Origin of the sequence: Paenibacillus sp. FSL P4-0081, assembly GCF_000758565.1 — a bacterium.
In the GTDB taxonomy this organism is placed as follows: Bacteria; Bacillota; Bacilli; order Paenibacillales; family Paenibacillaceae; genus Paenibacillus_AQ; species Paenibacillus_AQ phytohabitans.
The window spans coordinates 1,949,374-1,975,923 of the sequence record NZ_CP009280.1 but is presented as its reverse complement, the minus strand read 5'-3'; the positions used below and the strand labels follow the sequence as shown (position 1 = coordinate 1,975,923).

The 26,550-nt window shown below is 53.4% G+C and carries 19 protein-coding genes; 2 read left to right on the top strand and 17 right to left on the bottom strand.

Annotated features, from left to right (window positions below):
* Window positions 1-68: 68 nt before the first annotated feature.
* The 11 genes from moaA to P40081_RS08405 all read right to left on the bottom strand — a co-directional run bounded on the left by moaA (window position 69) and on the right by P40081_RS08405 (window position 13,780).
* The gene (gene moaA / locus P40081_RS08455; RefSeq protein ID WP_042134718.1) at window positions 69-1,085 is read right to left on the bottom strand and encodes a GTP 3',8-cyclase MoaA; all 1,017 of its coding nucleotides are present in this window, start codon (window positions 1,083-1,085) and stop codon (window positions 69-71) included.
* A gap of 24 nt (window positions 1,086-1,109) precedes the next feature.
* Window positions 1,110-2,360 carry a molybdopterin molybdotransferase MoeA gene (locus P40081_RS08450; RefSeq protein WP_042134716.1) on the bottom strand — a complete coding sequence of 417 codons (1,251 nt, stop codon included), beginning with the start codon at window positions 2,358-2,360 and terminating at the stop codon, window positions 1,110-1,112.
* A gap of 94 nt (window positions 2,361-2,454) precedes the next feature.
* On the bottom strand, window positions 2,455-3,945 hold the full coding sequence (locus P40081_RS08445; RefSeq protein ID WP_042134714.1) for an MFS transporter: 1,491 nt from the start codon (window positions 3,943-3,945) through the stop codon (window positions 2,455-2,457).
* 578 nt (window positions 3,946-4,523) lie between these two features.
* Complete coding sequence (locus P40081_RS08440) at window positions 4,524-5,051, bottom strand: hemerythrin domain-containing protein (protein ID WP_042134712.1); 528 nt, start codon at window positions 5,049-5,051, stop codon at window positions 4,524-4,526.
* A gap of 23 nt (window positions 5,052-5,074) precedes the next feature.
* On the bottom strand, window positions 5,075-5,722 hold the full coding sequence (locus tag P40081_RS08435) for a response regulator transcription factor (RefSeq protein ID WP_039308190.1): 648 nt from the start codon (window positions 5,720-5,722) through the stop codon (window positions 5,075-5,077).
* Between the two features lie 28 nt (window positions 5,723-5,750).
* Window positions 5,751-6,794 carry a PAS domain-containing sensor histidine kinase gene (locus P40081_RS08430; RefSeq protein ID WP_042134710.1) on the bottom strand — a complete coding sequence of 348 codons (1,044 nt, stop codon included), beginning with the start codon at window positions 6,792-6,794 and terminating at the stop codon, window positions 5,751-5,753.
* Window positions 6,794-7,252, bottom strand: coding sequence for a GAF domain-containing protein (locus tag P40081_RS08425; RefSeq protein ID WP_042134708.1), 459 nt, complete (start codon window positions 7,250-7,252; stop codon window positions 6,794-6,796). Before P40081_RS08425 ends, P40081_RS08430 begins: the two co-directional genes overlap by 1 nt.
* A gap of 50 nt (window positions 7,253-7,302) precedes the next feature.
* Complete coding sequence (gene narI / locus P40081_RS08420) at window positions 7,303-7,989, bottom strand: respiratory nitrate reductase subunit gamma (RefSeq protein ID WP_042134707.1); 687 nt, start codon at window positions 7,987-7,989, stop codon at window positions 7,303-7,305.
* Window positions 7,986-8,552 (bottom strand): nitrate reductase molybdenum cofactor assembly chaperone, encoded by a 567-nt coding sequence (narJ, locus tag P40081_RS08415; protein WP_039308160.1) that lies wholly within the window; start codon window positions 8,550-8,552, stop codon window positions 7,986-7,988. The genes narI and narJ overlap by 4 nt, the downstream gene beginning before the upstream one ends.
* Entirely contained in the window at window positions 8,545-10,116 is a 1,572-nt protein-coding gene (narH, locus tag P40081_RS08410) for a nitrate reductase subunit beta (protein ID WP_039308158.1), read from the bottom strand. Before narH ends, narJ begins: the two co-directional genes overlap by 8 nt.
* Entirely contained in the window at window positions 10,106-13,780 is a 3,675-nt protein-coding gene (locus P40081_RS08405) for a nitrate reductase subunit alpha (protein ID WP_042134703.1), read from the bottom strand. The genes narH and P40081_RS08405 overlap by 11 nt, the downstream gene beginning before the upstream one ends.
* Window positions 13,781-14,069: 289 nt before the next feature.
* On the opposite strand from P40081_RS08405, the gene P40081_RS08400 reads away from it, so the two are divergent.
* Entirely contained in the window at window positions 14,070-14,486 is a 417-nt protein-coding gene (locus tag P40081_RS08400; RefSeq protein ID WP_042134701.1) for a hypothetical protein, read from the top strand.
* On the opposite strand, the gene P40081_RS08395 is transcribed toward P40081_RS08400, so the two are convergent.
* Window positions 14,395-14,931, bottom strand: a complete 537-nt coding sequence (locus tag P40081_RS08395) for an RrF2 family transcriptional regulator (protein WP_042134699.1) — start codon at window positions 14,929-14,931, stop codon at window positions 14,395-14,397. The genes P40081_RS08400 and P40081_RS08395 overlap by 92 nt on opposite strands.
* 422 nt (window positions 14,932-15,353) lie before the next feature.
* On the opposite strand from P40081_RS08395, the gene hmpA reads away from it, so the two are divergent.
* Entirely contained in the window at window positions 15,354-16,535 is a 1,182-nt protein-coding gene (hmpA, locus tag P40081_RS08390) for an NO-inducible flavohemoprotein (RefSeq protein ID WP_042140868.1), read from the top strand.
* A 93-nt stretch (window positions 16,536-16,628) separates the two neighbouring features.
* Here hmpA and P40081_RS08385 read toward each other — a convergent pair whose 3' ends face one another.
* The 5 genes from P40081_RS08385 to P40081_RS08365 form a co-directional block, all read right to left on the bottom strand.
* The gene (locus tag P40081_RS08385; RefSeq protein WP_042134697.1) at window positions 16,629-17,027 is read right to left on the bottom strand and encodes a DUF488 domain-containing protein; all 399 of its coding nucleotides are present in this window, start codon (window positions 17,025-17,027) and stop codon (window positions 16,629-16,631) included.
* Window positions 17,028-17,173: 146 nt separating this feature from the next.
* Complete coding sequence (locus P40081_RS08380; RefSeq protein ID WP_042134695.1) at window positions 17,174-18,460, bottom strand: cellulase-like family protein; 1,287 nt, start codon at window positions 18,458-18,460, stop codon at window positions 17,174-17,176.
* A 31-nt stretch (window positions 18,461-18,491) separates the two neighbouring features.
* On the bottom strand, window positions 18,492-20,852 hold the full coding sequence (locus tag P40081_RS08375) for a beta-galactosidase (RefSeq protein ID WP_042134693.1): 2,361 nt from the start codon (window positions 20,850-20,852) through the stop codon (window positions 18,492-18,494).
* Between the two features lie 16 nt (window positions 20,853-20,868).
* Complete coding sequence (locus P40081_RS08370; RefSeq protein WP_042134691.1) at window positions 20,869-22,830, bottom strand: glycoside hydrolase family 2 protein; 1,962 nt, start codon at window positions 22,828-22,830, stop codon at window positions 20,869-20,871.
* Between the two features lie 37 nt (window positions 22,831-22,867).
* A complete protein-coding gene (locus tag P40081_RS08365) occupies window positions 22,868-26,251 on the bottom strand; it encodes a tetratricopeptide repeat protein (protein ID WP_042134689.1) in 3,384 nt (1,127 codons plus the stop codon).
* Window positions 26,252-26,550: the final 299 nt, after the last annotated feature.

Here is a 26,550-nt window from a genome sequence, read left to right as displayed (position 1 = left end):
CCGTCATATATAATGTAGTTACAGGCTGCATTCCTGCCCGCTCAACCGCTGAATAATGCGTTCTGTGCTTAACCTCCAATATAGGACATGCCGATCTTGGTTCTGTTCCCCGCGGTCTGTTCTGTCCGCTCATCGGAATAGCGGTCAGCGCGCTTCTCCCAGACGTCTCTAATGGCAGCCAGCAGATGTTGATCATCCGCACCGCTGCGGAGCATTGCCCTGAGATCAAAGCCCTCCGTTGCGAACAGGCAGGTATACAGCTTGCCATCGGAAGACAGCCGGGCCCGCGTGCAGGAGGAGCAGAAGGATTCGGATACGGAAGTGATAAAGCCGATCTGCGCCTGACTGCCTTTGTAGCCATAACGCTGCGCCACCTCGCCGAAATAATCGTGCTCCAGGGCTTCCAGCACAAATGTACCCTGGAGGCGCTCCAGAATTTCTTTTTTGGTAACGACCTTCTCATAGCTCCAGCCGTTGTCGTTGCCGGCATCCATGAATTCGATGAAGCGCAGCGTTATATTTCTATCCTTGAAGTAGGCCGCCATCGGCACAATCTCCGATTCGTTCACCCCTCTTTGTACCACCATGTTTACTTTGACCTCAAAGCCGGCTGCTATGGCATAATCAATATGCCTTAAAATCACTCCAGGCTTGTAACCCCGCCCGTTCATTCTGCCGAACAGCCCAGGCTCCAGAGCATCCAGACTGACATTCAGCCTGCGGAGTCCCGCAGCATAGAGCGGCATTGCCTGCCCGCCCAGCAGTACCCCGTTCGTCGTCAGCCCCATATCTTCGACACCACTTATAGCACGGATTCCGGCAACAAGCTCGGGCAGGCTCCGCCGCATGAGCGGCTCGCCTCCGGTAAGTCTGATTTTGCTTACGCCAAGGGAGACGAAGAGCTTCGTCAGCCGGAGAATTTCAGCAAAGGTAAGCAGCCCGCTTGCCGGGAGGAAGGCATAATCCTCTCCGAACACTTCCTTCGGCATGCAGTAGGAACAGCGGAAATTACACCGGTCCGTTACCGAAATCCGCAAATCATGAATCGGCCGCCGCAGCTGGTCCTGCAATGGATGAGCAGTCATATGTCTATCCCCCTTCCGGTAAGCTTACAGCACCCATTCGTCCGTACCTTCTTCAACGCCGAGGAGCAGTACATCAACAGGATCCCCTGCAGCATAACCTCTTGTCCCGCCCGGCAGCACAATCAGCGAATTCCCGCGTGCGATGGAAGATACCGCATTCGATTTATTGAAGCCGGCGGGACGCACCGAGGTCCGGTCATGAACAGCCCGGATAAACCGGGTGAACGGATTGGCCTTCGGGAAATCCTCTGCCAGTACGGCTGTCGTACGCGGCAGATAGACTTTATCTGCCCCCATCATCGTGAGCAGGGCGGGCCTGACAAACAGCTCGAAGCCTGTGAAGCACGCCGACGGATTGCCGGACAATCCGAACAGGCACTTCTCCCCGGCAACCGCGACTGTAGTCACGCTGCCCGGACGCATCGCCACCTTGTTGAACAGTACATCGGCCCCGAGGCGCTTGTATATTTCCGGCAAGTAGTCATAGTCGCCGACAGATACGCCGCCTGTGGTGATCAGGCAGTCTGTTTCTGTCATCGCCTGCCGGACCGTCAGCAGGCATTCTTCCAGCTGGTCCGCTGCCGTATCGTACATCCGGTAAGGGATCCCCATCCGGGCGAGCTGGGCAGCGATCATCGGCCCGTTGCTGTTGCGGATTCTACCGGGTACGAGCGGAGCCGTCACCTCCAGCAGCTCGGTTCCCGTTGACAATATGCCTACAACCGGCCGCTTGCCGACCCGCACCTCCCCGTACCCGAAGGTAGCCAGCAGCGCCACAGTTCCGGGATGAATGAAGCTGCCTGCAGGAACGATCCTTTCTCCTGACCGCATATCTTCACCCTGCAGGGACAGATTCTCCTGCGGGGCAAAGGCTTTGCGGATGGTAAACGTCCGGCCCGCTTCCGAGGCCTGTTCGAACATGACTACCGCATCTGCACCCGCCGGCAGCGCGGCTCCCGTCATCAGACGGACGGCTTCGAATGCCCCAAGCGTAACCTGAGATATCTCCCCTGCGCCGATATGATCTACAACCGTGAAGCTGATCCGGCTGTTGCCGGAAGCACCAACTGAATCTGCCGAAGCAATTGCATACCCGTCATAGGGTGACCGCGTAAAATGCGGAACATCATGGGTTGCCGTCAGCGGCTCCGCCAGGATGCGTCCATAGCTTGCGGCAAGCGGCACTCTTTCTGTACCTGTGCAGCACACTCTTTCGGTTACCCGGAATACAGCCTCCGCCACGGTAACCGGATTTCTGGTCTTTTCCACCTTCATCTGCTCCTAACTTGATGCCGGACCCAGTAGAACCGGCTATGCCGTCCTGTATGGAAAGGGATTGGCTGCAGCGGTTCAACGCCACTTCCTCCGGTTATTTCTGCGTAATATCGCTGAATGTGCCTACATACCGGACATCCTCGCCGGTGTCATCCTTCACAGCGCTGATGTTCAGCCACTGCAGATACTCTTCCCCGTTCTTGCGCCTGTTCCAGATCTCCCCCTGCCACATTCCCTTGTCCCTGACCTCCCCCCACATAACGCGGTAAAATTCTTTGGATTGGCGGCCTGACTTGAGAATGCTGGGCTGTCTGCCGAGAACCTCGTCTTCCGTATAGCCGGTGAGCTTCGTGAAGGCCGGATTGACGGTCTTAATCAAACCGGAAACATCGGTAACCAGAATCCCCTGTCCGGTAGAATTGAACACTTCAGAGGTAAGCGCAAGCCGGTCCTGGAAATAGAGCCACACGACCAGCACCAGACTGGCCAGCGCCACCTGGGAGAGCAGCATGAACCCGATGGAATATTGCCCGGTCGCCGAATAAATCACCGACAGCATGATCGGAGGGAAAAAGCCGCCCAGGCCGCCCATCATCGATACAATTCCGTTCGCGACACCCGCCTGCTTATTGAAGTACAGCGGAACTAATTTGAAAATGACTCCGTTACCGATTCCTGCACTGAACGCAATCGCAAGGCATCCGGCTGTATATAATCCCATATCTGGCATAAAGGCCAGGATAATAGCTGCAATTGTATAGATACTGAATGTGCCGGTAAGCAGGAACAACGGCTGGAACTTGTCGGCAAGCCAGCCGCCTACCGGACGGAAGAAGGTCGCAACGGCGATGAAGCCGGCTGTGCGCATCCCGGCATCCACCTTGTCCAGACCGAAATTCGATACCAGAAAGTTAGGCAGATAAATCGTGAAGGCCACAAAGGAGCCAAAGGTAATGAAATAGAACAAGGAGAACAGCCAGAGCTTCTCATTTTTGGATACGCCTTTGATTTGCTCGATAATCGGTGTTTTGAGCTTAGGCTCATGACGGTCCCCGAAGAAGAAATTCAAGGCGATGAACACCAGCAGCAGAATCAGATACATTTTCACCGCAGGGGCCCAGCCTATCTGTGCCGCCACCATCGGAGCCGAGAAGGTTGTGACCGCCGTGCCGATATTCCCGATTCCGTAGATCCCGTTGACCAGACCATGCTTATCTTTGGGAAAATATTTCGGCAGAGAGGTCACCCCCACCGAGAATACGGCCCCGCCGATTCCAAGGAACAGGCCTCCGATAATCAAGTGAGTAACCGTGGACGCTTCACTGATGAAGTAGACCGGAAACAACAGCAGGATAAAGCTGGACATAAAAATAATGCGTGCTCCCAGAATGTTCGCATAATAGCCCAAAGGAATTCTTAGAATCGAGCCAAGCACCACCGGAATCGCTGTGACCATCGCAAGTCTTCCCGGAGGGATGCTGATGTCCTCGGAAATAAAGGGCATCAGGGAAGAGATGATCACCCACACCATGAATCCGGTAATCAAGTTTAAGGTTTGTAGCGGCAATTGCACTTTTTTAATCATTCGACTCACCTTTTCGCCGTTTATTCTCTTGATTATTCGTATGAATACTTCCTGTACTCATTGTATCCGCCGGTCCCCCGGCTCAGATATAGGGGAGTCCCCTTTCCCTGACAGGGGAAACCCTAAAAAAAATAACCCCGCACAGCGGGGCATTGCTCCAGACCTGATTCACTCCTGCAACTCCTGCCACAAACGAAACATCTTACATATTCTCTTTCGCCTTCTTCGGACTTCGGCCTCTGTTACATTAGTTGGAAAAACGTATCTTAATTTTATTATTCCGGATCATGTAAAGGAATTAGTTGGATAAACGTCACTTAATTTTATTTATTTCCTCTAATCTGACTGTTTGCAGCATATTAAGTGCCGTTTTTCCAACTGCTGTTTGACAGGGTAGGCTTTGTTCACTAACAAGTGGAGAAAATCCAATTATTTTCGGAAGAAGCTGCATTTAAACCTAACCCATGCTGTTACAAGTGACTTAATCTGCCTCCCCCGATTTATCCACATTTCTTGTTGTCTAATTTGCTGTGCACAAAAAAAGCCGCCCCACATAGGAGCAGCCTGTTCATGCATTCTCACGTAATAAGCGTATTCAGCTGTTGGCTTAACCGCTCTTTGTCCTTCGCGCTAAGCTGATGCTCAGCCATCGGAAAGATAACCGTCTCTTCTTTGACAAAGTGTACCGTCAGCACCTCAAAAGCTTCCCCTGCATCCTTCACCGCAGCATGGATATCCTCAAGCGTCATCAGTTCGGCATTGCCCTCTGTGTGATGCAGGAAATGTCCAATATACCCTTCAATCTCGCGGTGCTCCTCCTGAAGGCCGACCAGCGGCCCTTGTTCAAAACCGATGTAACGGCCCAGCAGCGGAAAAAAATGCGTTTCTTCCTTCACGGTATGCTTCTTCAGCGGGCCCGTAAACTCCAGAACCGCCTTACGCAGCTTATGAAGCTGAGCTCTGGCTTCTTCCGGAGCGGGCTGCTCCCCCTCAAACCAAAGTACGATCTCATGCCATTCTTCCATCAGAAAGGATAAATAGCGGTGTTCATTCTCAAGAATGCGCATGGCGGGCACCGTAAACTTGAGCCCTGCATGTTCCGGCATCAAGGCTTACCTCCATTCGCCGGTCAGAAATCCAGCATTTTTTTCCTCAAAGCATACTCGACCAGCTCGGGCCGGCTCTTAAGGTTTAATTTCTCCATAATTTTCGCCTTGTGGGCTTCCACTGTTTTCACTGAAATGAACAGCTTCTCGGCGATTTCCTTGTTCCCGTATCCCTTGGCGATGAGCGGCAGGATCTCCAGCTCCCGCTTGGATAACAGCTCGAACAGATCCTCTGTGCCTGCCGTTTTATCCTGCTTAATGAACTCACGGACCAGCGAGGTTGCCATCTTGGGATGAATATAGGTGCCGCCTTCATAAATGGTCCGGATGGCCAGCAGCAGCTCCTCGTCCGGCGCACTCTTGAGCACATAACCGGAGGCCCCGTTCTTCAGCACATGGAAGAGATATTCATCATCATCATGCATCGTCAGAATCAGGATTTTGGTATCGGGGTAATCCTCTTTAATCTTGCCGGTAGCGGTCAGCCCGCTCTCTCCCGGGGGCATGCTTAAATCCATAATCAGAATGTCCGGCCGGAATTTGGCGACCATAGTGTAAGCTTCCCTGCCGTCTGCCGCCGCCCCGATCACTTCAATGTCATTCTGAAAATTGAGAATCATGGAGAATCCGCTGCGTACGATCGCATGGTCGTCTGCAATGACGATCTTCATCAGAAGCTCATTCCTTTCCTCGCGCAAATCATACAGGCACCTGTAAAATAATCACCGTACCCCTGCCTATCTCTGAATCTACGCTGAAGGTGCCGCCCACCAGCTCCGCCCGCTCCTGCATGCCAAACAGGCCAAGTCCGGTTCCATCCGGCTCGTCACCCTGATTAAAGCCGGTTCCCTTATCCTCTACCCGAAGCAGCAGTACGCCGTCCTTTTCGGTAAGGGAAACTTTAACACTGTCAACCTGCGCATACTTCAGGGCGTTCAGCACCGCCTCCTGGCACACACGGTACATGACGGTTTCGATCTCACTCCCATACCGTTTCTCGGAGAGCCGGGACTCATAATCAATCACCAGGCCATAGGTTTGCTCCACCCGCTTGAAGTGTGACCGGAATGCGGCCTCCAGACCGAAATCATCCAGGGCCGCCGGCCTAAGCTCTACCGAAAGGTTGCGGATATCATTCAGAAGCCGGGTCATGGAGACCTCGGTCTGCTTCATCTTCTTCAGCAGCTGCTCATCCGCTGTCATATATTTCAGCACACGCAGATCAATCACGGCACTCATCAGCTCCTGGGCTACGCTGTCATGCAGTTCCCGGGAGATCCGCTTGCGTTCATTCTCCTGCGCCTCAATGATATGCTTCATCATTTTGTTCTGGTAGAACTTCTCTTGCGTCTTGAACTGTCTGGTCAGATCCCTAAGCATAAATACTCTGATACCCTTCTCGTCATCTATGGTGTGAAAGGTGGCGGCATAAGGGACAATCCCCTTATCCTTCGTCTCCAGATATACCTGGTATGAGGTGAACTCCTCGGAGTCCGGTGTATGAAAATAACAATTGAGGCAGGTACGGAGCTCCGTCTCACTCGTGTATCCCCGGCAGGTCCCGCAAAGCGCCTCAGGATTCCCCTGATACAGCTGCTTCAGAATATCCTTGTCCACGATGTTCTCGGCAGCCGGATTCATGGCCAGGGCTTTCCCTTGCCGGTCAAAAAAGAACATCGCCTCCGAGCTGTTCTCAAACAGCTTTGTCATGAGCAGACTCTGCAGATCCGTTCCGGGTGTCATCAACTGAGCAACAATTCCTTTCCGTTCAAGTCTCCAATCCCCTTACGCGCTGCCCTGTCCAGGTCCCCCAGCATGTCAGGGCTTACCTGCCGTTCGCCCCTGAAACCGCCAAGAAGCACGCCTGCGACACGGGCATCATTCCACACCGGCACAGCCCCGATGCTGCTCAGATTCTCCATCTTGGTAATGGGATAGTTAAACAAGGTGTCCGGCTGCACATCTGTCTGCACAGACGGGATTAAGAAAGGCTTGCCGGTCTTGAACACGATGCCGGCAATCCCTCTGCCGGATTGAAGAACAATCCGTTTGTAACGGTCCGTTGTGTTCCCTGAGGCGTATTTCCACCGGATGACATAGTCATATTCCGCCGGTTCAGCGAAAGCCAGCGACATGAAGTCATATCCCAAAGCTATGCGCATCCGGTCAAGCTCGATTTGGTAATCCACCTTATTGTTCATCGTTTCTCTCCTCATTTGAACAGGGAAAGAAATTCACCCGGCTCTTTCCGTTAATTCGATTTATTTCTTCTGTATAGGATATAACTTCTGCCTACATAATTCAACGGAACACTCCATACATGGACGAGCCGGGTGAACGGCCAAAAGGCAAAGATCGCAAACCCTGACAGAATGTGAAGCTTGAAGGAAAACGGCACCTCACCCATCAGCGACGGGTCCGGCCGGAACATGAATAAACCGCGGAACCAGACAGAAATCGTATCACGGTAATCAAACTCAGGCTGTACGGCATTCGTTACAATCGTGGAGTACATCCCCATAAACACGATGAACAGGAGGAGGGAGTTGACGATCAGGTCCGATGCGCTGCTGAGCCGGCGGACGTTCTTCAGCGTAAAGCGCCGCGAGGTCAGGATCAGCATCCCGAGCAGGGTAGCTGCGCCGAAGATTCCCCCGATATATACCGCGCCGATGTGGTAGAGATGATCACTCACACCGACGGCCTCCAGCCAAGATTTCGGGACAGCGAGCCCGCCGATATGGCCCAGAATAACCGGCATAATGCCGAGATGAAACAGAATGCTGCCGAATTTCAGCTGTTTCTTTTCAATAAATTCACTTGATTTAGCTGTCCAGTTGAATTGATCCTTACGGTAACGGAAGATATGGCCGCCGATAAAGACCACCAGACACATATAGGGGAAAATGACCCATAAAAACTGACCTGACATATTCATTGACTCAGGGCCTCCTGTTCAACACAAGCTTTGAAGGTTTCGCGCAATCCCTTAACCAGATGGTAATAGGGACTTTCATTCCGCTCCAGCGCCTTGAGCAGATGGTAGGTGCCGTCCTCAAGAATCGCCATCAGCATCCTGAAATTCTCCGGCGCTCCCGGGACCTCCAGCCACTGCGCGGCATATATAAATTCACACATCAGCGGTAAATAATCAGGCAGCTCCCCCTCCGGCATGGCAAGGCCGAACATTTCGTACAGAAGCTTCAGCTTGGCGAGCATCTGCCCCCGTTCCTTGGCCTCCTCGAATTTGAAATAGGTCATATACAGCGCGCAGTCCTTCTGAAAATCAAAGGTGGCCGCATAGCTCTCCTGAATCTCATCCAGGCTGAAGCTCTGCATTTGCTTCCAATAGGCATGCACGTGGGCATAACCCGGATGAGTGCTGTCAAACGCCTCTTCCAGAAAAGCCGGATGAAAGTCCAGCTTCTCCGGATACATCAGCTGCAGGGCGAAATAACCGAAGGATTCCTTGTAATCATGCAGTTTGATCAGATCAATCACGCCAAATCCCCCCGTAGAAATTCTCTTCATACATTTCCTTGCCGGTCTTCATGGTGTCGCCGGAAGGGCTGGCCGGTCCGCACCCGTCACAGCCGGAGCCGGAGCCCATGTCTCCCATCCCGCTGCCGTAACCTGCCGAGCCTTGGGCACGGTAAGGATTCATGTGCTGCTCCTTGTGGGAGGTCGGGATGACGAAACGGTCTTCATATTTGGCAATTGCGAGCAGCCGGTACATTTCCTCAGTCTGCTGTGCGGTCATGCCGACACGGTCCAGACGGGTAAGATCAAATTCCCGGCCGGTGGACTGGGCGCGCATATAGGAGCGCATCATCGCCATCCGCTGCAGGGCTTCTTTGACCGTTTCCGTGTCGCCGGCCGTCAGCATGTTCGCCAGATACTGGATCGGTGTGCGCATCTCCTCGATGGCCGGGAAGATCATATCGGGATTCTTCAGCGAATCCTTGCCTTCGAAATAATTCATAATCGGGCTAAGCGGCGGTACATACCACACCATAGGCAGTGTGCGGTATTCCGGGTGAAGCGGGAAGGCCAGCTTGTGCTCAATCGCCAGCTTATAGACCGGCGAGTTCTGGGCGGCTTCCAGCCAATCCTCGGAGATGCCGTCTTTTCTCGCCTGCGCCATAATCTCCGGATCATGCGGGTTCAGGAACAGATCACATTGCGCCTTGTATAAATCCTTCTCGTCCGGCGTGGATGCCGCCTCAAGAACCTTGTCGGCGTCATACAGCAGTACCCCGAGATAGCGGATCCGGCCGGTACAGGTCTCGGAGCATACTGTAGGCAGCCCGGCTTCCACGCGCGGGAAGCAGAAGGTGCACTTCTCTGCTTTGTTGGTCTGCCAGTTGAAATATACTTTTTTGTACGGACAGCCGGTCATGCAGTATCTCCAGCCGCGGCAGGCTTCCTGATCCACGAGGACAATGCCGTCCTCATCCCGCTTGTACATCGCACCGGAAGGACAGGAGGCGACACAGCTTGGATTCAGGCAGTGCTCACAGAGGCGCGGCAGATAGATCATGAACGATTTCTCGAAGTTGAATTTGATTTCTTCTTCGATCTTCTGGATATTCGGGTCCAGCGGGCCGGTTACATGGGCTCCCGCCAGATCATCCTCCCAGTTCGGTCCCCATTCCAGATCCATCTTCTCGCCGGTTACAGCGGAATGGGCCCGCGCCACCGGGGAATGCTTTTGTTCCCCCGCATTCGTCAGATGCTCGTAGTTGTACGTCCACGGCTCATAATAATCCTTCATCTCCGGCATGTCGGGGTTGTAGAAGATTTTGCCGAGTGCGATCTTGGACAGCTTATTGCCGGATTTCAGCTCCAGCCTCCCCTTGCGCAGCTGCCAGCCGCCCTTGTAGAGCTCCTGGTCCTCCCAGCGTTTCGGATAACCGATACCGGGCTTCGTTTCCACGTTATTGAACCACATATATTCCGCACCCTTGCGGTTCGTCCAGGTCGTCTTGCAGGTCACGCTGCAGGTGTGGCAGCCGATGCATTTATCCAGGTTCATTACCATTGCCACTTGCGCTTTAATTTTCAAGCCAGTTGACCTCCTTCATTTTGCGGACGGCTACGTAGACATCACGCTGGTTGCCGATCGGACCATAGTAGTTGAAGCCGTAGCTGAGCTGTGCATATCCGCCGACCATCTGGGTAGGCTTCAGATGAATCCGGGTAGGCGCATTGTGGCTTCCGCCGCGCGTATCCGTAATTTCAGAACCCGGCACCTGAATGTGCTTGTCCTGGGCGTGGTACATGAACATGGTACCTCTCGGCATCCGGTGGCTGACTACCGCGCGTGCCGTTACGACACCGTTGCGGTTATAGACCTCGAGCCAGTCATTATCAGCAATCTGATGGGCCGCAGCATCCTCATTATTGATCCACACCGTTGGACCGCCCCGGAACAATGTCAGCATGTGCTGGTTATCCTGATAGGTTGAATGGATGTTCCATTTCCCGTGCGGTGTCAGATATCTCAGAACCAGGGCATCGGTTCCGCCCTTCACTGCCTTGTCACGCGGGCCGAAGACCATCGGAGGCAGCGTCGGCTTGTAGACCGGCAGCGCTTCGCCGAACTGCTGGAAGATCTCATGGTCAATGTAGAAATGCTGTCTTCCCGTCAGGGTCCGGAACGGAACGAGACGTTCAATATTCGTGGTGAACGGGGAATAACGCCGTCCCTGCTTGTTCGAGCCGCTGAATACCGGGGTCGGAATCACTTCGCGCGGCTGTGCGGTAATGCTCTGGAACGTAATTTTCTCGGCCGCCCGGTCTGCCGAGATATCCCTCAGCTCTACACCTGAATCCTTCTCCGCTGCAGCATAAGCCTTCTGGGAGACGCGGCCGTTGGTGGCTGAAGACAGATGAAGGATGGTATCTGCGGCCTGACGGGCGGTTAGCAGCTTCGGCAGTCCGTTCTTAATCGATTCATCGTAATGCACGCCGCTGATCTTCTTGAGTTCCTCATATTCTTCAGCGACAGAGAAGCTGATGCCGTGCGCGCCTGCCTTGCCGGTTGCCAGATTCGGTCCAAGTGAAGTGTATTTGTCATGAATCTGGGTGTAATCCCGCTCCACAATGGTGAAGTTCGGCATAGTTTTACCCGGAATGGCCGGCACTTCGCCCTTGGCCCAGTCTTTGACCAGACCCATCGGCTGCGAAATTTCGCTGATGGAGTCATGGCCCAACGGTGACATCACAACATCCTTATAGACGCCGGGCAGCTGCGACTTCGCCATCTCGGAGAATACCTCTGACAATTGGCGGTAGATATCCCAGTCGGAACGGGATTCCCATAGCGGATTCACGGCCGGATTGAACGGATGCACAAACGGATGCATGTCGGTGGACGACAGGTCAGTCTTCTCATACCACGTTGCGGCCGGCAGCACGACATCCGCATAGAGCGGTGTGGTGGTCATCCGGAAATCCAGGGCAACCATCAGGTCGAGCTTGCCCTCCACATCCCCGCGCCAGACAATCTCCTCCGGCTTCTGCTCTTCATTCGGCTCGGCCAGGAGACCATCGGAGGCTCCAAGCAGATGCTTCATGAAGTATTCCTGCCCTTTGGCAGAGCTGGAGATCAGGTTTGAGCGCCAGATGAACAGGGAGCGTGGGAAGTTCTCCGGTGCGCCGGGATCTTCCACGGCAAACCGTGTTTTCCGCGAGGTGATCTCTTCCACGGTGTGGCTGATAATCTCTGCATTCGTCTTCTTGCCCTGCTGCGCAGCCTCCTCGGCGAACAGCAGGCTGTTCTTGTTAAATTGCGGGAAGGAAGGCAGCCAGCCGAGACGTGCAGCCAGCACGTTATAGTCCGCCGGATGCTGGTAAGCTACATCCCCGCCCGTCGGTGATTTCAGCGAATCAGTGCCGCTCTCCTCATAACGCCATTGCTCTGTGGCAAAGTAGAAGAAGGATGTCGCGTTCTGCTGGCGTGCCGGACCCTGCCAGTCCTTGGCAAAGGCAACCGTTGACCAGCCTTCAATCGGGCGGCATTTCTCCTGGCCGACATAATGCGCCCAGCCGCCGCCGTTAACACCCTGGGAAGCGGTCAGCACCACCAGATTCAGAATGGAACGGTAGATGGTATCACTGTTGAACCAGTGGTTGATCCCTGCGCCCATGATGATCATGGAGCGCCCGCCCGTATCCAGCGAATTCTGGGCGAATTCGCGGGCAATCTGCACGACGACACTCGCCTTCACCGTCGTAATCTTCTCTTGCCAGGCCGGGGTGTACGGAGAGGATTCATCCTCATACCCCTTGGCATTAAGCGGGCTGTCTGTACGCGCCACGCCATACTGGCTCATCATCAGATCATAGACTGTGGCGGCATAACGTTCTGTGCCGTCGGCGAGCCGTATGGTCCGGGCCGGAATCATCCGTCTGAACGTGCCGTTGCCCGCATTATCAAAGAACGGGAACACGATTTCCGTCCACTCTTCCCCATGGCCCTCAATGGTCAGGGCCGGCTCGACCCTGCTGCCGTCCTCCCGCTCGAGAATCAGGTTCCACTTCTTGCCCTCTTCCCAGCGCTGCCCCATCGTACCGTTCGGAACCATCATCTCACCCGCTGCTTCGTCGAAGATGACCGGCTTCCAGTCCGAGTGCGGGGAGGTATCTCCTAGATCACTCGCCCGCAGGAAACGTCCGCCCTTCAGGGCATCCTCATGAGGGTCAAGCAGAATCAGGAAGGGCATATCTGTATATTGCTTCGCGTAATTCAGGAACATCGGCTCCTGTCGTTCCTGGTAGAACTCCTGCAGGATGACATGCGTCATGGCCTGGGCAAGCGCAGCGTCCGAGCCTGGATTCGGAGCCAGCCAGTTGTCGGCGAATTTGACGTTCTCGGCGAGATCCGGCGCGACCGACACGACTTTGGTTCCCTTATAGCGTACTTCCGTCATAAAGTGGGCATCCGGCGTCCGGGTTAGCGGTACATTAGAGCCCCACATCATCAGGTAACCGGCGTTGTACCAGTCCGAAGATTCCGGCACATCCGTCTGCTCCCCCCAGATCTGCGGCGAAGCCGGAGGAAGATCGGCATACCAGTCATAGAAGCTCAGCATTTGACCGCCGAGGAGGGAGATGAACCGCGCCCCCGAGGCGTAGCTGACCATCGACATAGCCGGAATCGGGGTGAAGCCGGCGATCCGGTCGGGGCCGTATTTACGGATCGTATAGATCAGCTGTGCGGAGATAAGCCGCAGCGCGTCGTCCCAGGCCACACGGATATGGCCGCCTTTCCCGCGCGCCTTCTTGTACTGGCTTGCCTTCTCAGGGTCTTCAACAATGCTGGCCCAGGCGTCGACATAATTGTCATGCTCCTGGAGCGCCGTCTGCCACAGCCGCCACAGCTTCCCTCTGATATACGGGTATTTCACGCGCAGCGGGCTGTATTCGTACCAGGAGAAGGTAGCTCCGCGGGGACAGCCGCGCGGCTCAAATTCCGGCATGTCCGGTCCGCAGGAAGGATAATCAATCTGCTGGTTCTCCCAGGTGATGATTCCGTTCTTCACGAACACCTTCCAGCTGCAGGAGCCTGTACAGTTGACACCGTGAGTGGTGCGCACTACTTTATCGTGAGACCAGCGCTGGCGGTACATATTCTCCCAATCTCTGTTTTTCTCTTCAAGAATGGACCAGTTCCCGGAATAGCTCTCCACCGGTTTAAAAAAGTTAAGGCCGAATTTCTTCTTCATCGCTCAGGAACACTCCCTTCAAAATCTATTCAGTTAAGTCCATTATGGATCTCCCCGGCCCGGCTTCCCATTAGGGAAACACCTATTGAACCTCGGGAATTCCCTTGATCTGAATCCAATGCAAATAAGCCTTTCCCGCTGAGGAGAAAAGCTTGGTTCTGGCCGTTTATTGTACCCGGCAGGGGGCCTGTTAGGGACTTCCCTCTTTCTTGTCCGGGGAATGCCTTAGCGGGAATTACATTACAAATCTCTGTGTTATACTGACACAAAAACGGGAGGATGAAGCAATATGCCAGGACCCTCACTGCGCCAATTGCACGCTCACCATGCCATTCATCAGGGCGGGCTCTCCGGCGCTATAGCCAAGACGGAAGAAATGGAGGAACTGCTGGAAGCGAAGGAATTCGAAGTGGCGCACCAGGCCGCCGAGCATTTAATCGAGTACTGGGAGACGCGGATTATCAGCCACGCCGATGCGGAGGAGGACGGATTCTATCAGGAGATGGCCGGGAAGAATCCCGGCCTGCAAGACGCAGTTCTCCGGCTTGCACGTGATCATGATTTACTGCGGATTATAGTTCAGGATGTCAAAGTAATGCTGGCAGAAGAAGGTCTCACTCCTGAGGTTGTTCACCAGTTCCACGCACTGCTGGTAGTGAACGCGGTTCATAGCCGGGATGAGGAACGTCTTCTGTTCGCGGAGTAGCACGGCTGCTGCTCTCCTGCAGAATGGCACGCAGATCATCTCTATTCATCAACAGGTCCTCAAGCGTATACTCGCCCAGTACCTGCAGATAAGCTTGCAGGGCTCTGCCCAGCACGCCTTTGAGTCCGCACACCGGGGAGATCGGACAACTGCCGCCTGAAGGATGGAAGCATTCGACGAGATAGAAATCATCCTCCATCCGGCGTACGACCTCCCCGATATTGATCTTCCCCGGCGCAAGCGCAAGCCTGATCCCTCCCCCGCGCCCTCTGACCGTTTCAATATAGCCCGCCTTGCCTAGTTCATGCGAGACCTTCATCAGATGATTCTTGGAAATGCCATATGCGCTGGAGATATCCTGTATAGTTGTAAGCTCTTCCCGCTGCTTCGCTCCGAGATACATGAGGATTCGCAAGGAGTAGTCGGTATATAACGTCAGCCTCATCTCTTCTCTCCATTCTGTTTACAAATGCAATGCAGTCAACGGATTGCTGCCGCGAACAGCGGCTTCCATCAAGCAGAACAGGCTTTGCCGGCCTTTTACAAGGAAATTCGATGTCACACGGACAGATACAACGTCCAAGCAAGAAGGAAGTTTAGCAAGTCCCCTCGGCAACAAAACAAGCAAGTGGAAAAACAGCATCTATATAACGCCGGTTTGGCCTCTTTGGAAGAATTGTGATTATTTAAGTGCTGTTTATCCATAAGCGAAGAAAGAGAACGCTGATTCCGCCTTATGTAAGTGATATTATTTACAGATGATATCATATTTTTTGTCTATTTTGTTAAAGTGGTATTTTAAATATATCTTTTATCTTAAAAAGCGTATATATTAATTTTGTACTATATGGAGAGGGGATGACCGTTATTTTATCACAACAAACCCGTGACATTGTCAAATCCACAGCGCCAGTCCTGGCGGAACACGGCACCACTATTACAACGGTGTTTTACCGGAATCTGTTCGAAGCCCACCCGGAACTGCTGAATGTATTTAACCATGCCAACCAGGCGCAAGGCCGCCAGCAGGCGGCACTGGCCAATGCGGTCTACGCAGCGGCAGTCCACATAGATAATCTTGAGAATATTCTGCCCGCGGTAGTGCAGATTGCACACAAGCATGTCAGCCTCGGCATCAAGCCGGAGCATTATCCGATTGTCGGGGAATTTCTGCTGAAGGCGATCAAGGAAGTGCTGGGCGAGGCAGCAACGGATGAGATTCTTACAGCCTGGGAAGAAGCATACGGAGTTATTGCAGGCGCTTTTATCGGCATCGAAGACAGCATGTATAAGGAAGCGCGCGAACAGGACAATGGCTGGAATTTCTTCAAGCCTTTTACCGTTGTGCGTAAAGTTCAGGAAAGCGGCAGTATTACATCGTTCTATCTGAAGCCGGCGGACGGCTTAGGCGTACCGGATTACAAGCCGGGCCAGTACATCTCTATCCGTGTGCTGATTCCCGGAGAGCAATACACCATGATCCGCCAATACAGCCTGTCGCAGGCTCCCCGGGCAGATGAATTCCGTATTTCCGTGAAACGTGAAGAGACGAATGATCCGAATGGTGCGGTATCCGTCTATCTTCATAACCAGGTGAACGAAGGAGACATTGTTGAAGTCAGCGCTCCGGCAGGCGAATTTCTGCTCGATGTTACCAAAACCACACCTGTAGCGTTCATCTCCGGCGGCGTAGGTATTACCCCCATGATGAGCATGTTCGAGGCTGTTGCCGCAGTAACACCGGACCGGCCGGCGGTATTCCTCCATTCCGCGCGGAACGAGGCGCTTGCCGCCTTCCGCCGGGATATCGACAGACATGCGGCTGCCATGAGCAGCGTCAAGACCAGATTCTTCTACTCCGGCGGTCCGGACGGCGTCATTACAGGTGAGATTCTGAAGAGTTATGTGGACATTACCGGCGATGCGTATGTTTGCGGACCTGTACCTTTTATGGAAGCGATGATCGGAGAATTACTCAAGCTCGGAATGGAAGAATCACAGATTCATTACGAGTTCTTCGGACCGGCACTTCAATTGAGCAGCAGATAGATTGCGGGCTAAGTACGCAGCCCATGAACCCGGTATACCAAAAAGCACACGGACCGCCTTCCAAATCATTACGATTCGGGGCGGTCCGTGTGCTTATTGACGGGAAAGCAGCCATTTATATAGTACCTGCGCATGATTGTGTATAGGGTCCTTCGCGGCATATATCAGTGTAACGTCCTGCGCCAGCGCCAATTCTGCGATCTCCGCAGCAAGTCTTCCCCGCGCCGGATCTTCCTCCAGCTCCCGGATATAGCTGTTACTGAATGCCGCAAACCGCTCTGGTATATGGCCGAACCATTGGCGCAGCCCGGGGCTTGGAGCAAGCTCCTTCATCCACTCGTCTATGGCAGCCTGCTGCTTCGTAATTCCCCGCGGCCATAGCCTGTCCACCAGTATCCGGTACCCGTCCCCCGGAGCCGCCGGCTCATAAACGCGCTTAAGATATATAGAGTAAGGAAGGTCAGCTGACCTCCGGCAGGAATGCTCCAACATCTAGTCTCCCTCCTGTTACCCATACTGGAACGAACCGTTGTTTAGTACACTCAATATACCATGGGGCAAATTGCCCTGCCAGTGACAGGCTGTCCATAAGATTGCAATACCGTAGCAAGCAAGGCAGGGCTGCCCATATGCAGCAGCTATTCCGCCTCAAGAATGAAACGGTTCCACTTCTGCTGCCAGGCGATGTCGTTCCAGAATGGATGATGCGGTGCACAGTTGGAGCATAACGTCATTCCCCAGAAGCCCAGCGCCATACCTTTGCGCAGCGAATACTCGGCAATGAATTTGCCGACCGGTCCTTCCTCGAAACCTGCATGCAGCGGGGTATAACCGACATAACCTTCACCTATAACGACCGGTATGCCGGAATGCGAGGCCCACTCATGGGCTTCTTCCAGGCGCATATCCGCCTTTTGCAGCATAGCCAGCTTATGGGCACCGTAACGGTCATATAAATAGAGGTCCCACCGGTCCGGATCGGCCCAATCATGCAGGTAGATGAGCTTCATCCCGACCGGATTGCCCTCCATCCGCCATTCCTGCCCTGCCGGCAGTGTCCACTTCTCAAAGGGAGGTGCATCCTCTCTTAATAAAGACCGGACAAAGGCGTTCGGAAATGACATTTGTTCATCATTTAATCCGGCTGCATCCATGAGTTCATTTAATACGCCTTTAATATAGAGATGATAATGGGCGACCTGCATATTGCGGGCCACATAAGCCTTCGGATAGGCTTCATTCAGCGTATAGCTGGCCGTTATCAGGATGTCGGGATGCTGTGCCCGGAGATAATCCACCGCTTCTTCTATGTAAGGCTGCATCGCTTCTACCAGCTTAGGCGTATCCGTCTCTCCGATTCCCTGCTCCACGCCGACAGCGGTAAGCTGTCCGAATTCCACCTCGTTATGCAGCTCGGCATAGACGATCTGACTGGCGAAGCCTTCTTCTTTAACCAACCGGATGAGCTGATCCATGGAGCTGGCGATTGCCATAAATCGTTCCTTAGGAGCGATAGCGGCCAGTTCGTCGCGCAGCGCGGGATACGCCAGGAAGCTCGGACTCTGCTGATATTCCCAGGAAGACAGCATGATGTAGACGCCATGTGCCTTGGCCTGCCTGAACAGCTCCAGCAGGTGGGCATGCCCGTCCAGCTCGGCACCGCCCCGGCAATTATACCAGCGTGTCCGCTGCCCTACTTCTCCTAGGCTGCCGAAATGCAGCAGTCCCGGCCGTTTACCTTCCGCCGTGAACAATAAGAACGGCATCGCACAGATCCGGACCGTATTGTAGCCTCTATCCACCGCTTCCTGGAAGCGTGCGGCCAAATCGTGATAAGGCTCGCCGGGCAGGGTCATCGTGTACCAGGAGAAATCCCACATGGTGATGGTCAGTTTGCGCGGTAACTTTTGAATGACTGAATTCATTATTATCACTCCTAATTTGGGGATTCGCGTCTTATTCCGTTCTAATCACAAGCTCATACACAGGAACTGCACGAATGGAAGCAATATAGGCAATCAGCTCAGCAGCGGTCTCATTCCAGCCTGCCATCGTCGTATTACTAGTCACGACAGTACCTTTGCGGATCGGTGATACATAGAGATACATTCCCTTGTCAACCAGCCGCTCTTCAAACCGCTTGAGTCCGATTTCCCAAGTCGTGTTGTTGCAGAAGTTATCATTAATGAGATCACCGTCAATGAAGGCATAGCCGATATCGCCGGTATAATCTATTTGGAGCAAGGCTTCTTTGACACCGTCCAGAGAGCCGGATGCGAATTCAAGAACCGCCCGTTCTTCCTTGACCTTCGTCCATGTAAAAGCAATATCTTTCTTCGGTGCGAGCAGTTTGTAGGTTGTGAATAAACCGTCCTTTGATGCTTCCACCAGCTCTCCGCCCGATACCGAACCTAAACCAGCTTCAAAATCAGGGAACACACTTAGCGTGACTTCCTCCCGATCCGTGGATTCCAGCTTAATCTCATCCCCCGATACGAGCAGATTCGAGTCCGTGAACAGGACACGCTGCTTGCCGCGGACTTCGGTTTTCCAGAACCCGAGGCTCTGCTTATCCGTCATAGTGTAGATGACAACTTTCTTGCCTGCAGCAGACACAAGACGCACGATGCCCGAAGTCTGCTCTTCCACTTCAATGATCGTCAGATCATCAAGCTGCCTGGTATGACCGACTTCGGTCTCAATACCCGCCACATCGTCCGATTGCAGCGCATAACTGCCCTTCATTCCTTCCGGCACAAAGAAGAAATAATACACTTCTTCTTCCACATCCAGCTTCGTAATCAGCTGCGCGGTTGCATATTTCAGCGTAATACCGGCCAGATCGAAGTTATACGGCAGAATCGCAAAGCTCTCGCTGCCCAGCGTCAGCTCTCCTTGAGCCGGAATCGTAATCGTCTCACCGGGAAGCTCAATGCTGACGTTCATATCCTGCAAATCATGATTCTCGACATGATCCTGGAAATTGTTCAGGAATAGGAAGCCGGAGCCTTCATGTGAACGGATGGCATAGCGTAATTCACTCACATCGTACGGATCATTCTCCGAGGTGTCGCCCGGCAGAATCGTCTTGGTCAAAGCGAACTGATTCTGGAACCCGGTGAACAAATAATGCTGCAGCTTCGTCCGCTTGTACGATTCGCGCACTTGTCCGAATTCACCAATCATCGCATTGAAATCATAGGAAATCTTCGGTGTCGCCAGATCGTTCGTGAACGGATTCACCTTTCCCTTAGGATTGCTACCCCCGTGGTACATATAGTATCCGAGCATATTGCAGCCCTCCGCCGTCTTCATGACAGACATGGCCGGAACGCTGTTATACGGAAACTCGAACCGGTATTTATAGAACTGAACCATCCCGCCGCCCATCTCACAACAGGCATACGGATAGTCTTCCGGCTGGTAGAAGGGCTCGAAATTGTAGCTCTTCGGAAGGTCGTTATTATGTTTGTCGCGGAAAATATACTCCGGCGTTGCCGGATGCTCCTTAATCCCGTCAAAGCGGTCCGTCTCATAGTAAATCCACGGCCAATACGCATATCCGCCCCACAATGGCAGCATATCTGGTACTGGTGTCGTAGCACCGCCCCAGCCTGTACATGTATAAATAGGCGTATCGATTCCTGCCTCAATCGCCAGATCTCTCAGCAGCAGCATATGTTCGTTACCGTCACTGCCGCCATTCAGCCACATATTATTGATGCCGGTCGTCAGGCCCCACTGTGCCGAAGAGTGATTATGCTCATTCTCGATTTGGGTGCCAATAATCGGCCCTCCCTCTTTGTACAGCAAGCCCTGCACCTGCAAACCGATTTCCGCATACAGCCTCCGCACATAGGCCAGATACCCTTCTTCATTGGAGCGGACCTCGAACGGGCGGCCGAACAGCCAATCCGGCATCCCGCCGTTTCGCATTTCCCCATGACAGAAAGGGCCGATACGGATCATGACGTACAGATCATGCTTATCACATAGCTGAATGAACCGGCGCAAGTCTTTATTGCCTGCCCATTCATATATGCCTTCGATTTCTTCATGCAAATTCCAGAAAATATAAGTCGTGACGATGTTAACGCCACCCATCTTCATCTTAATAATCTCATCTTCCCAGTAGGCTTCATCATACCGGGAGAAATGGAATTCACCGCACACACCAAAAAACGGCTCCCCGTTCTTCTCCATATAATAGTTCGTAAAGCTGATCCGTTCGCCCGAAGGGTTCACGCCGCCAAGCTTAATATGACCTGAGAATATATTCTTTTTATCATCGTTTACTTTGATCGGGTAGTTCTTCATAAAGGTCTGACTCTCCTTAGTTCAATTCCCGTTCAACTACACTGTACCCGTTCGGCCGATACACGGTAAGCACTTGCTGCTGTCCGGGCGCTGGTTGCACAGGGAGGTTCAAGGTCAGGAGATCTCCCGGCTGCATATCTGGAATGACTAATCTGGTTCCTTCCTCGCCTGCTGAGGACACCGTTAAATAATAATCCCGCACGGCATAGCTGGGAATATCCTTCCGGCATGTCAGGGTTACCTCAAGCGCTCCGTCGTGCCAGACTGGTAACTCTACCAGCATGAGCGGTGAAGAAATCTCACGCAAGGCAGCAAACGACGGCTTCACCCGGTTATAAATGTCTACAGAACCATGGATCCGCTGCTTCAGCTTCCCTTCACCCTCTTCGCCCATTTGCGTACGGTAATCATTTAGGCTGAAGAAGATTAATGCCGCGAACTGGGGATACTGGCGGTAGATTTCTGTTTTTTCGATAAGCAACTGGGTTCTTCTGGCGTCCCCGCCTTCAAACACCGGTTCACAAAGCCCATATTCAGCCACAACAATGGGCTTATCAGGATAATCGGCAATAATCTGCCGGATGACCTTATGCTCATCCAAATCTCCATGCCACGTTCCGATATATTCGTTCCACATGAGCAGATCACCCGCACCAGTGGCATCCCTGTCAGGCTGATAAAGAACACTGTTGCTTACATAATTGATCAGCCGGCTCGGGTCTAGCTGCAGAAGCTCCGCCTTCAGCTGCTCCATATAATGCAGGGTCACTGCAGACTGGCCATCCAGCTCATTCCCCATCCCCCAGGCAAAGATACACGGATGATGTGCATGACTATCAATCATCTCCCTGGCTTGAGACAGGGCGAGTGCGAAGGTCTCCTTCCCCGGCTCTGAAGGCTGCTGCCAATGCGGAATTTCCTCCTGAACCAGCAGACCATTGCGGTCACACCAGTCCAGCAAATCATTTCCCTGCTGCCAGTGGAATCGTGTAATGACACAATTCGCTTCCTTCAACCGCTCAAGCATCGCAATCAGATCTGTCTGCTTCTCAGCCATTCCAGTCGCCGGATTCGAGCCAGGCATCCACTCCACACCCATCAGCCGGACCGGTTCGCGGTTCAGCCACAGCTCATGTCCCTTAACAACAATCTCCCGGAAGCCAAACGGGCGGACTACCCGGTCCTGGACCTGATCCCCTGTGCGCAGTACAATCTCAAGCTCATACAAGTCCGGATGGTCAAAATGCCACAAATCAACCTCCGGCAGCAGGATGTCTGTGAAGCTCCAGGATAAGGCCCCGCCTGTGACCTCTTCGGTTCCCTGCCAAATGCGGATATCCTTGCGGTAGACGGCAATGTCTGCACTGAGCGCAACGGCTGATGGTTCACATAGCTTGATGCGTGCAGATAGCTTGCCGTCCGTATGTCCGCCTTGGTCAGCGAAGATGACCAGCGGTTCCACCTTGAGCTGCTGAATGGACGCCAATCCTGTGACGACAAGCGTTACCGGCCGGATCAGCCCGCCGTCATCGGCCCAGTCAAAGCTGTTGCCTTGGGGCAACGCCACGTCACTGTTGCTGTTGTCCACTCGAATCACAAGCCGGTTCCCGCCTCCCGCATGAATATATGGGGTCAGATCCGCTTCAAATGGGGTATAGCCGGAATTGTAGTGGCTGCCTGCCTCTACACCATTAACCCAGATATCCGTATCGCGGTAAGCCCCTTCAAAGGAAAGCCGTATCCGGCAGTCCTTCCACTCGTCAGGGACTGTTAACATTTGTTCATACCAGCCTGCCCCGCGGTATTCCTCCAGACCCTCCTGTACATTCCAGGTATGCGGAACGGAGACCGTAACCGGGGACGGCAAGCCTGAAGCCTGCCATCCTTCCTGCTCGCCTCGGGTTACAGGACCGGGCTGGAACTTCCAGCCCTCTTCCAGTCTTGCAGTGTAACGCCCTTCATTAATCAGGATACCCACGTCCTTTCACCTGTGTATTCTAACCCGATCTGACCCTTCACTTCTGTACACATAAGCGGCGGTGAATCATCGCACCTTGATGATTAGGCTCCATGGATAGAGCCGTTTCCAGCTCCTCAGCAGCTTCTAGGGTACGTCCGAGTCCAAGCAATCCCAGTCCGCGCATATACCGGCAGTGAATCACATTGCGGCGGTCCAGGTTATCCTCAAATACCAGGAAGTCCGGCAGCGACACCGCAAAGTAGTCCATTTTGATCTCATCAAAAATATGCTTCTCCGCATAATCAATCAGTTTATTGAAGCGGCGTTTGGCTTCCTTCTCATTATGCAGCTTCAGCCACGCCAGCCCCTGGTAGAAAATCATTTCCGGCGGCTGATCGTTGTAGAACATCGCGCTTGCCGGTTCATCCAGTCCCTGTGAAGCTATGGCATAACTGGCGATGGCTTCTTGTTTCTGCTGCAGAGCTTCGTAGGCCATACCGAGGTAATAGTAGATATTGTTCTCCCGGGCACCCTCCAGCTTGCCTTCACCCAGATTCAGCGGATAGACGAGAGCCTGCTTGAAGCGGGCAACCGCTTCCCCGTAAAGTCCAGCCTGCAGATGCTGTTTGCCAAGCTCCGTATGGGCGAACTTGTATTGTCCGGTTACTTTGCCTTCCCCGCCTTCCCAAGGGTGGAAATTCCGTGAGCTTAAGGCTACGAGAGCTTCATCATACCGTTCAAGATTGTTAAGCAGCGTAACATATTCGACGAAAAGATCATCACGCCGCTCCACCTGGCCGCGCTTCGTTTCAAGAATGGCGAGGCGCTCTGCTGAGGTCCAGGCCAGCTTCTTGCGGAGCTGGTCCAGTTCAAACAGTATCCGCACATCTTCCGGAGAGCAGGCGTACGCTTGCTCAAGCGAAGCCATGGCCGCCTGCGGGTTGTCCTGCTTGTTGAAATAGGCGAGTCCCAGGTTACGGTGAACAGTAGCGTAATCCCCCCGAAGCTCCCGTGAACGCTCCCAGCTTGCGATAGCCTCCTCCGGGCGTTTTTTATCATAAAAGAAGTTGCCCAGATAGTAATGCGCCTTGTCATCTTCCGGACTGGCCTCAACGGTGCTCTCCAGCAGTGCCAGCTCAAACAAAGTGTTAGGGAAGCAATAGGCTGGATCTGCGGACTGGCCGGCACGGCGCTGCTCTTCTGCCTTCTGAAGCTGCCCCGTACGTGCATACAGCTCTCCAAGAACGTAATGCAGCACCGGATACACGGAGCTTCCGGCAGGAACAGCTCTTTCGCCAATCTCAATGGCTTCTGGCAGCAGGCCGCTGTCCATATAGTCTGAGATCAGATTAAGATAGTTGTGTGCGTCCCTGCGCATAAGCAGATGCAGTTCGGACAGAACCTTTTCAGCACCAGCAGTGTCTTCCAGTGCACGCAGTGCCAGCGCCAGCTCGTTATAGGCACCGAAATCAGCGATATCCAGACCCATAGTTTCCATAGCGAATGCCTTGGCCTGCTCCAATAATCCAAGCTTGCGGAGCATAGCTGCCTTCAGATTACGGGCTTTGTAATTGCGTGAATTGCGGATCAGCGAACGTTCCGCCTGGTCAAGCGCTTCCGCATACTCTCCCTTGTGACTTGAAATTTGCGCCAGAGAGAAGTAACCTGCATCCTGCCAGGCTGCCGACCAGACTGATTTGTGAAAAGCAGTATAGGCCTCGTCCAAACGGTTCTGGCCGCGAAGTGCGGCACCCAGCTGATAGTAAGCCTCGCTGTCATAAGGGTTAGGGTTCCGCCAGGTCAACCGCTCGATCGCTTTGCGGAAATGCTGCTCACCGTCCTTGTAAAGTCCGCGGCGCAGCAGCAGGATTCCATATGCCACATTCAGCCGGATATCTCCGCTGTCCCGCTTCAAGCCCTCCAGATAGTAGGCTTCCGGCTCGAACGTAGCGTGCCGGTATTGCTCCAGATGCTGGCCTGCCAGATACAGCTCCTCTGCTGAACGCAGCTCTTCCGGCGCCGCGAGCGGCTTGGCAGCATCGGGAATACGCTCAATATCCGGACGTTTCGGCTGATAGGAGATCAGCAGTCGGCCTTCCGCATTCCGGACGGACAGCTTCAAGTCATGCTCCTGCTCACCGTTCTCCAGTGTTATAACTGTCTGATACACATCCACCGGGGACACATCCACCGTCTCACGCAGGTAGCAGTTGGCTGCCCCGCTAAGTTCTACGACTGCCTGCTCCAGCTTTGAGGTCGCATACACCTTAACCAATGCCTGACCGGATTCAGCATCAATCTCCAAGTTGACAGCTGCGTCAATTGAAGCATTTTTCACGACCCCAATTTGCTTGTAAGGCATGAAATATTGCGTGAAGGTCTTCTCCTCATAAGGCTGCAGCCAGGTAAAGTCAGGCTGGTTGTCCGTGTATACGCCAGTCATAAGCTCAATGTACGGGCCATCCTCATCGGTCAACTGACGGTCCCACGCCTGGCCGAACTCTCCATTGCCCCAGGTCCATTGCTTCTTGCCGGGCGAAACATGATGATTCGCCACATGCAGCAGCCCAGCTTCTACGCCGTGATCATAGCCGCCGACGAAATTATAATCGGATTTATAAGCCATATAAGAAGTCGGAACCGGGATATTCTTGTAGCGGGAAATATCTACACCTTCCGAATAATCCTGTTTGTAATAGGTGCCGGTCGCGATCGGGAACCGGGATACATCGCGCTTGCCATGGTCGAATACGGCAGTTACATCCGGAGGAAACACCGATTGCGTATGATCATTGACCGCCACAGCCGGATTCGCCCACCACAGGAAGGTCTGCGGCTGAGGTGTCCGGTTGTAAACTTGAGCATTAATCTCCAGGTAAGCTTTGCCCGGATATAGCTTGAAGGCGGCGGTAACCTTGGTGCCGTACATCCGGTCAATTTCACTGACCCATACTGTAGCGCTTCCATCTTCGGTTTGCTCATACCGGTATTCTACCGGACCGAAGGTATTCGGGCGGTGATGCTGCGGCCAGTTGAATTCAATCCCCCCGGAAATCCAAGGCCCGGCCAGGCCAACGAGTGCCGGCTTGATGACCCGGTTATAGTAGACGAAGTCGTAATTATTGGTCTTGTCGAGTGCCCGGTAGATTCTGCCGCCAATTTCCGGCATAATTTCAATCCGGACATATTCATTCTCCAGGATCACCAGCTTGTAGTTTTTATCGGCCTTCACATCCGAGATGGACTCGATTACCGGGTGAGGATACACGCGGCCTGAGCTTCCCTGATAGACTCTTTTCTCCAGAAACATAGGATTGGGGTCAGCTTCTCCCGCCTCATACGTAGGAATCAACACACTTGTCTCCCACACCCGAACTTGGATTTGGCCAGATCCGGCTGGAGACGCCTCCAATGTATGCTCTACAGCTTCTTGCTTCATGCTTGAACTGCCTCCCTAGTCTTGATAGTTATACTTTAGCGTCTGCCGGGGAAGGTTCCAATTGACGAAATGCGGGAAGTGATGGATTATATTCTTATTCGAAAATATATGAGAAGCCCAAAAGCATTAAACTTAAAGCGTGTTCGTCACTACGGTGAACATTTGGACTTCCGGCCGCTGTTGTCACCAGATTTCTTGATTATTGCCGCTGTCCGCGGTTTGAAATCCGGTGACAAAGGCGGTCGCTACCGCTCCTACAGTTCCAAATTCCCCCTCCGTTCCTATTCGCTTTTCGTTTA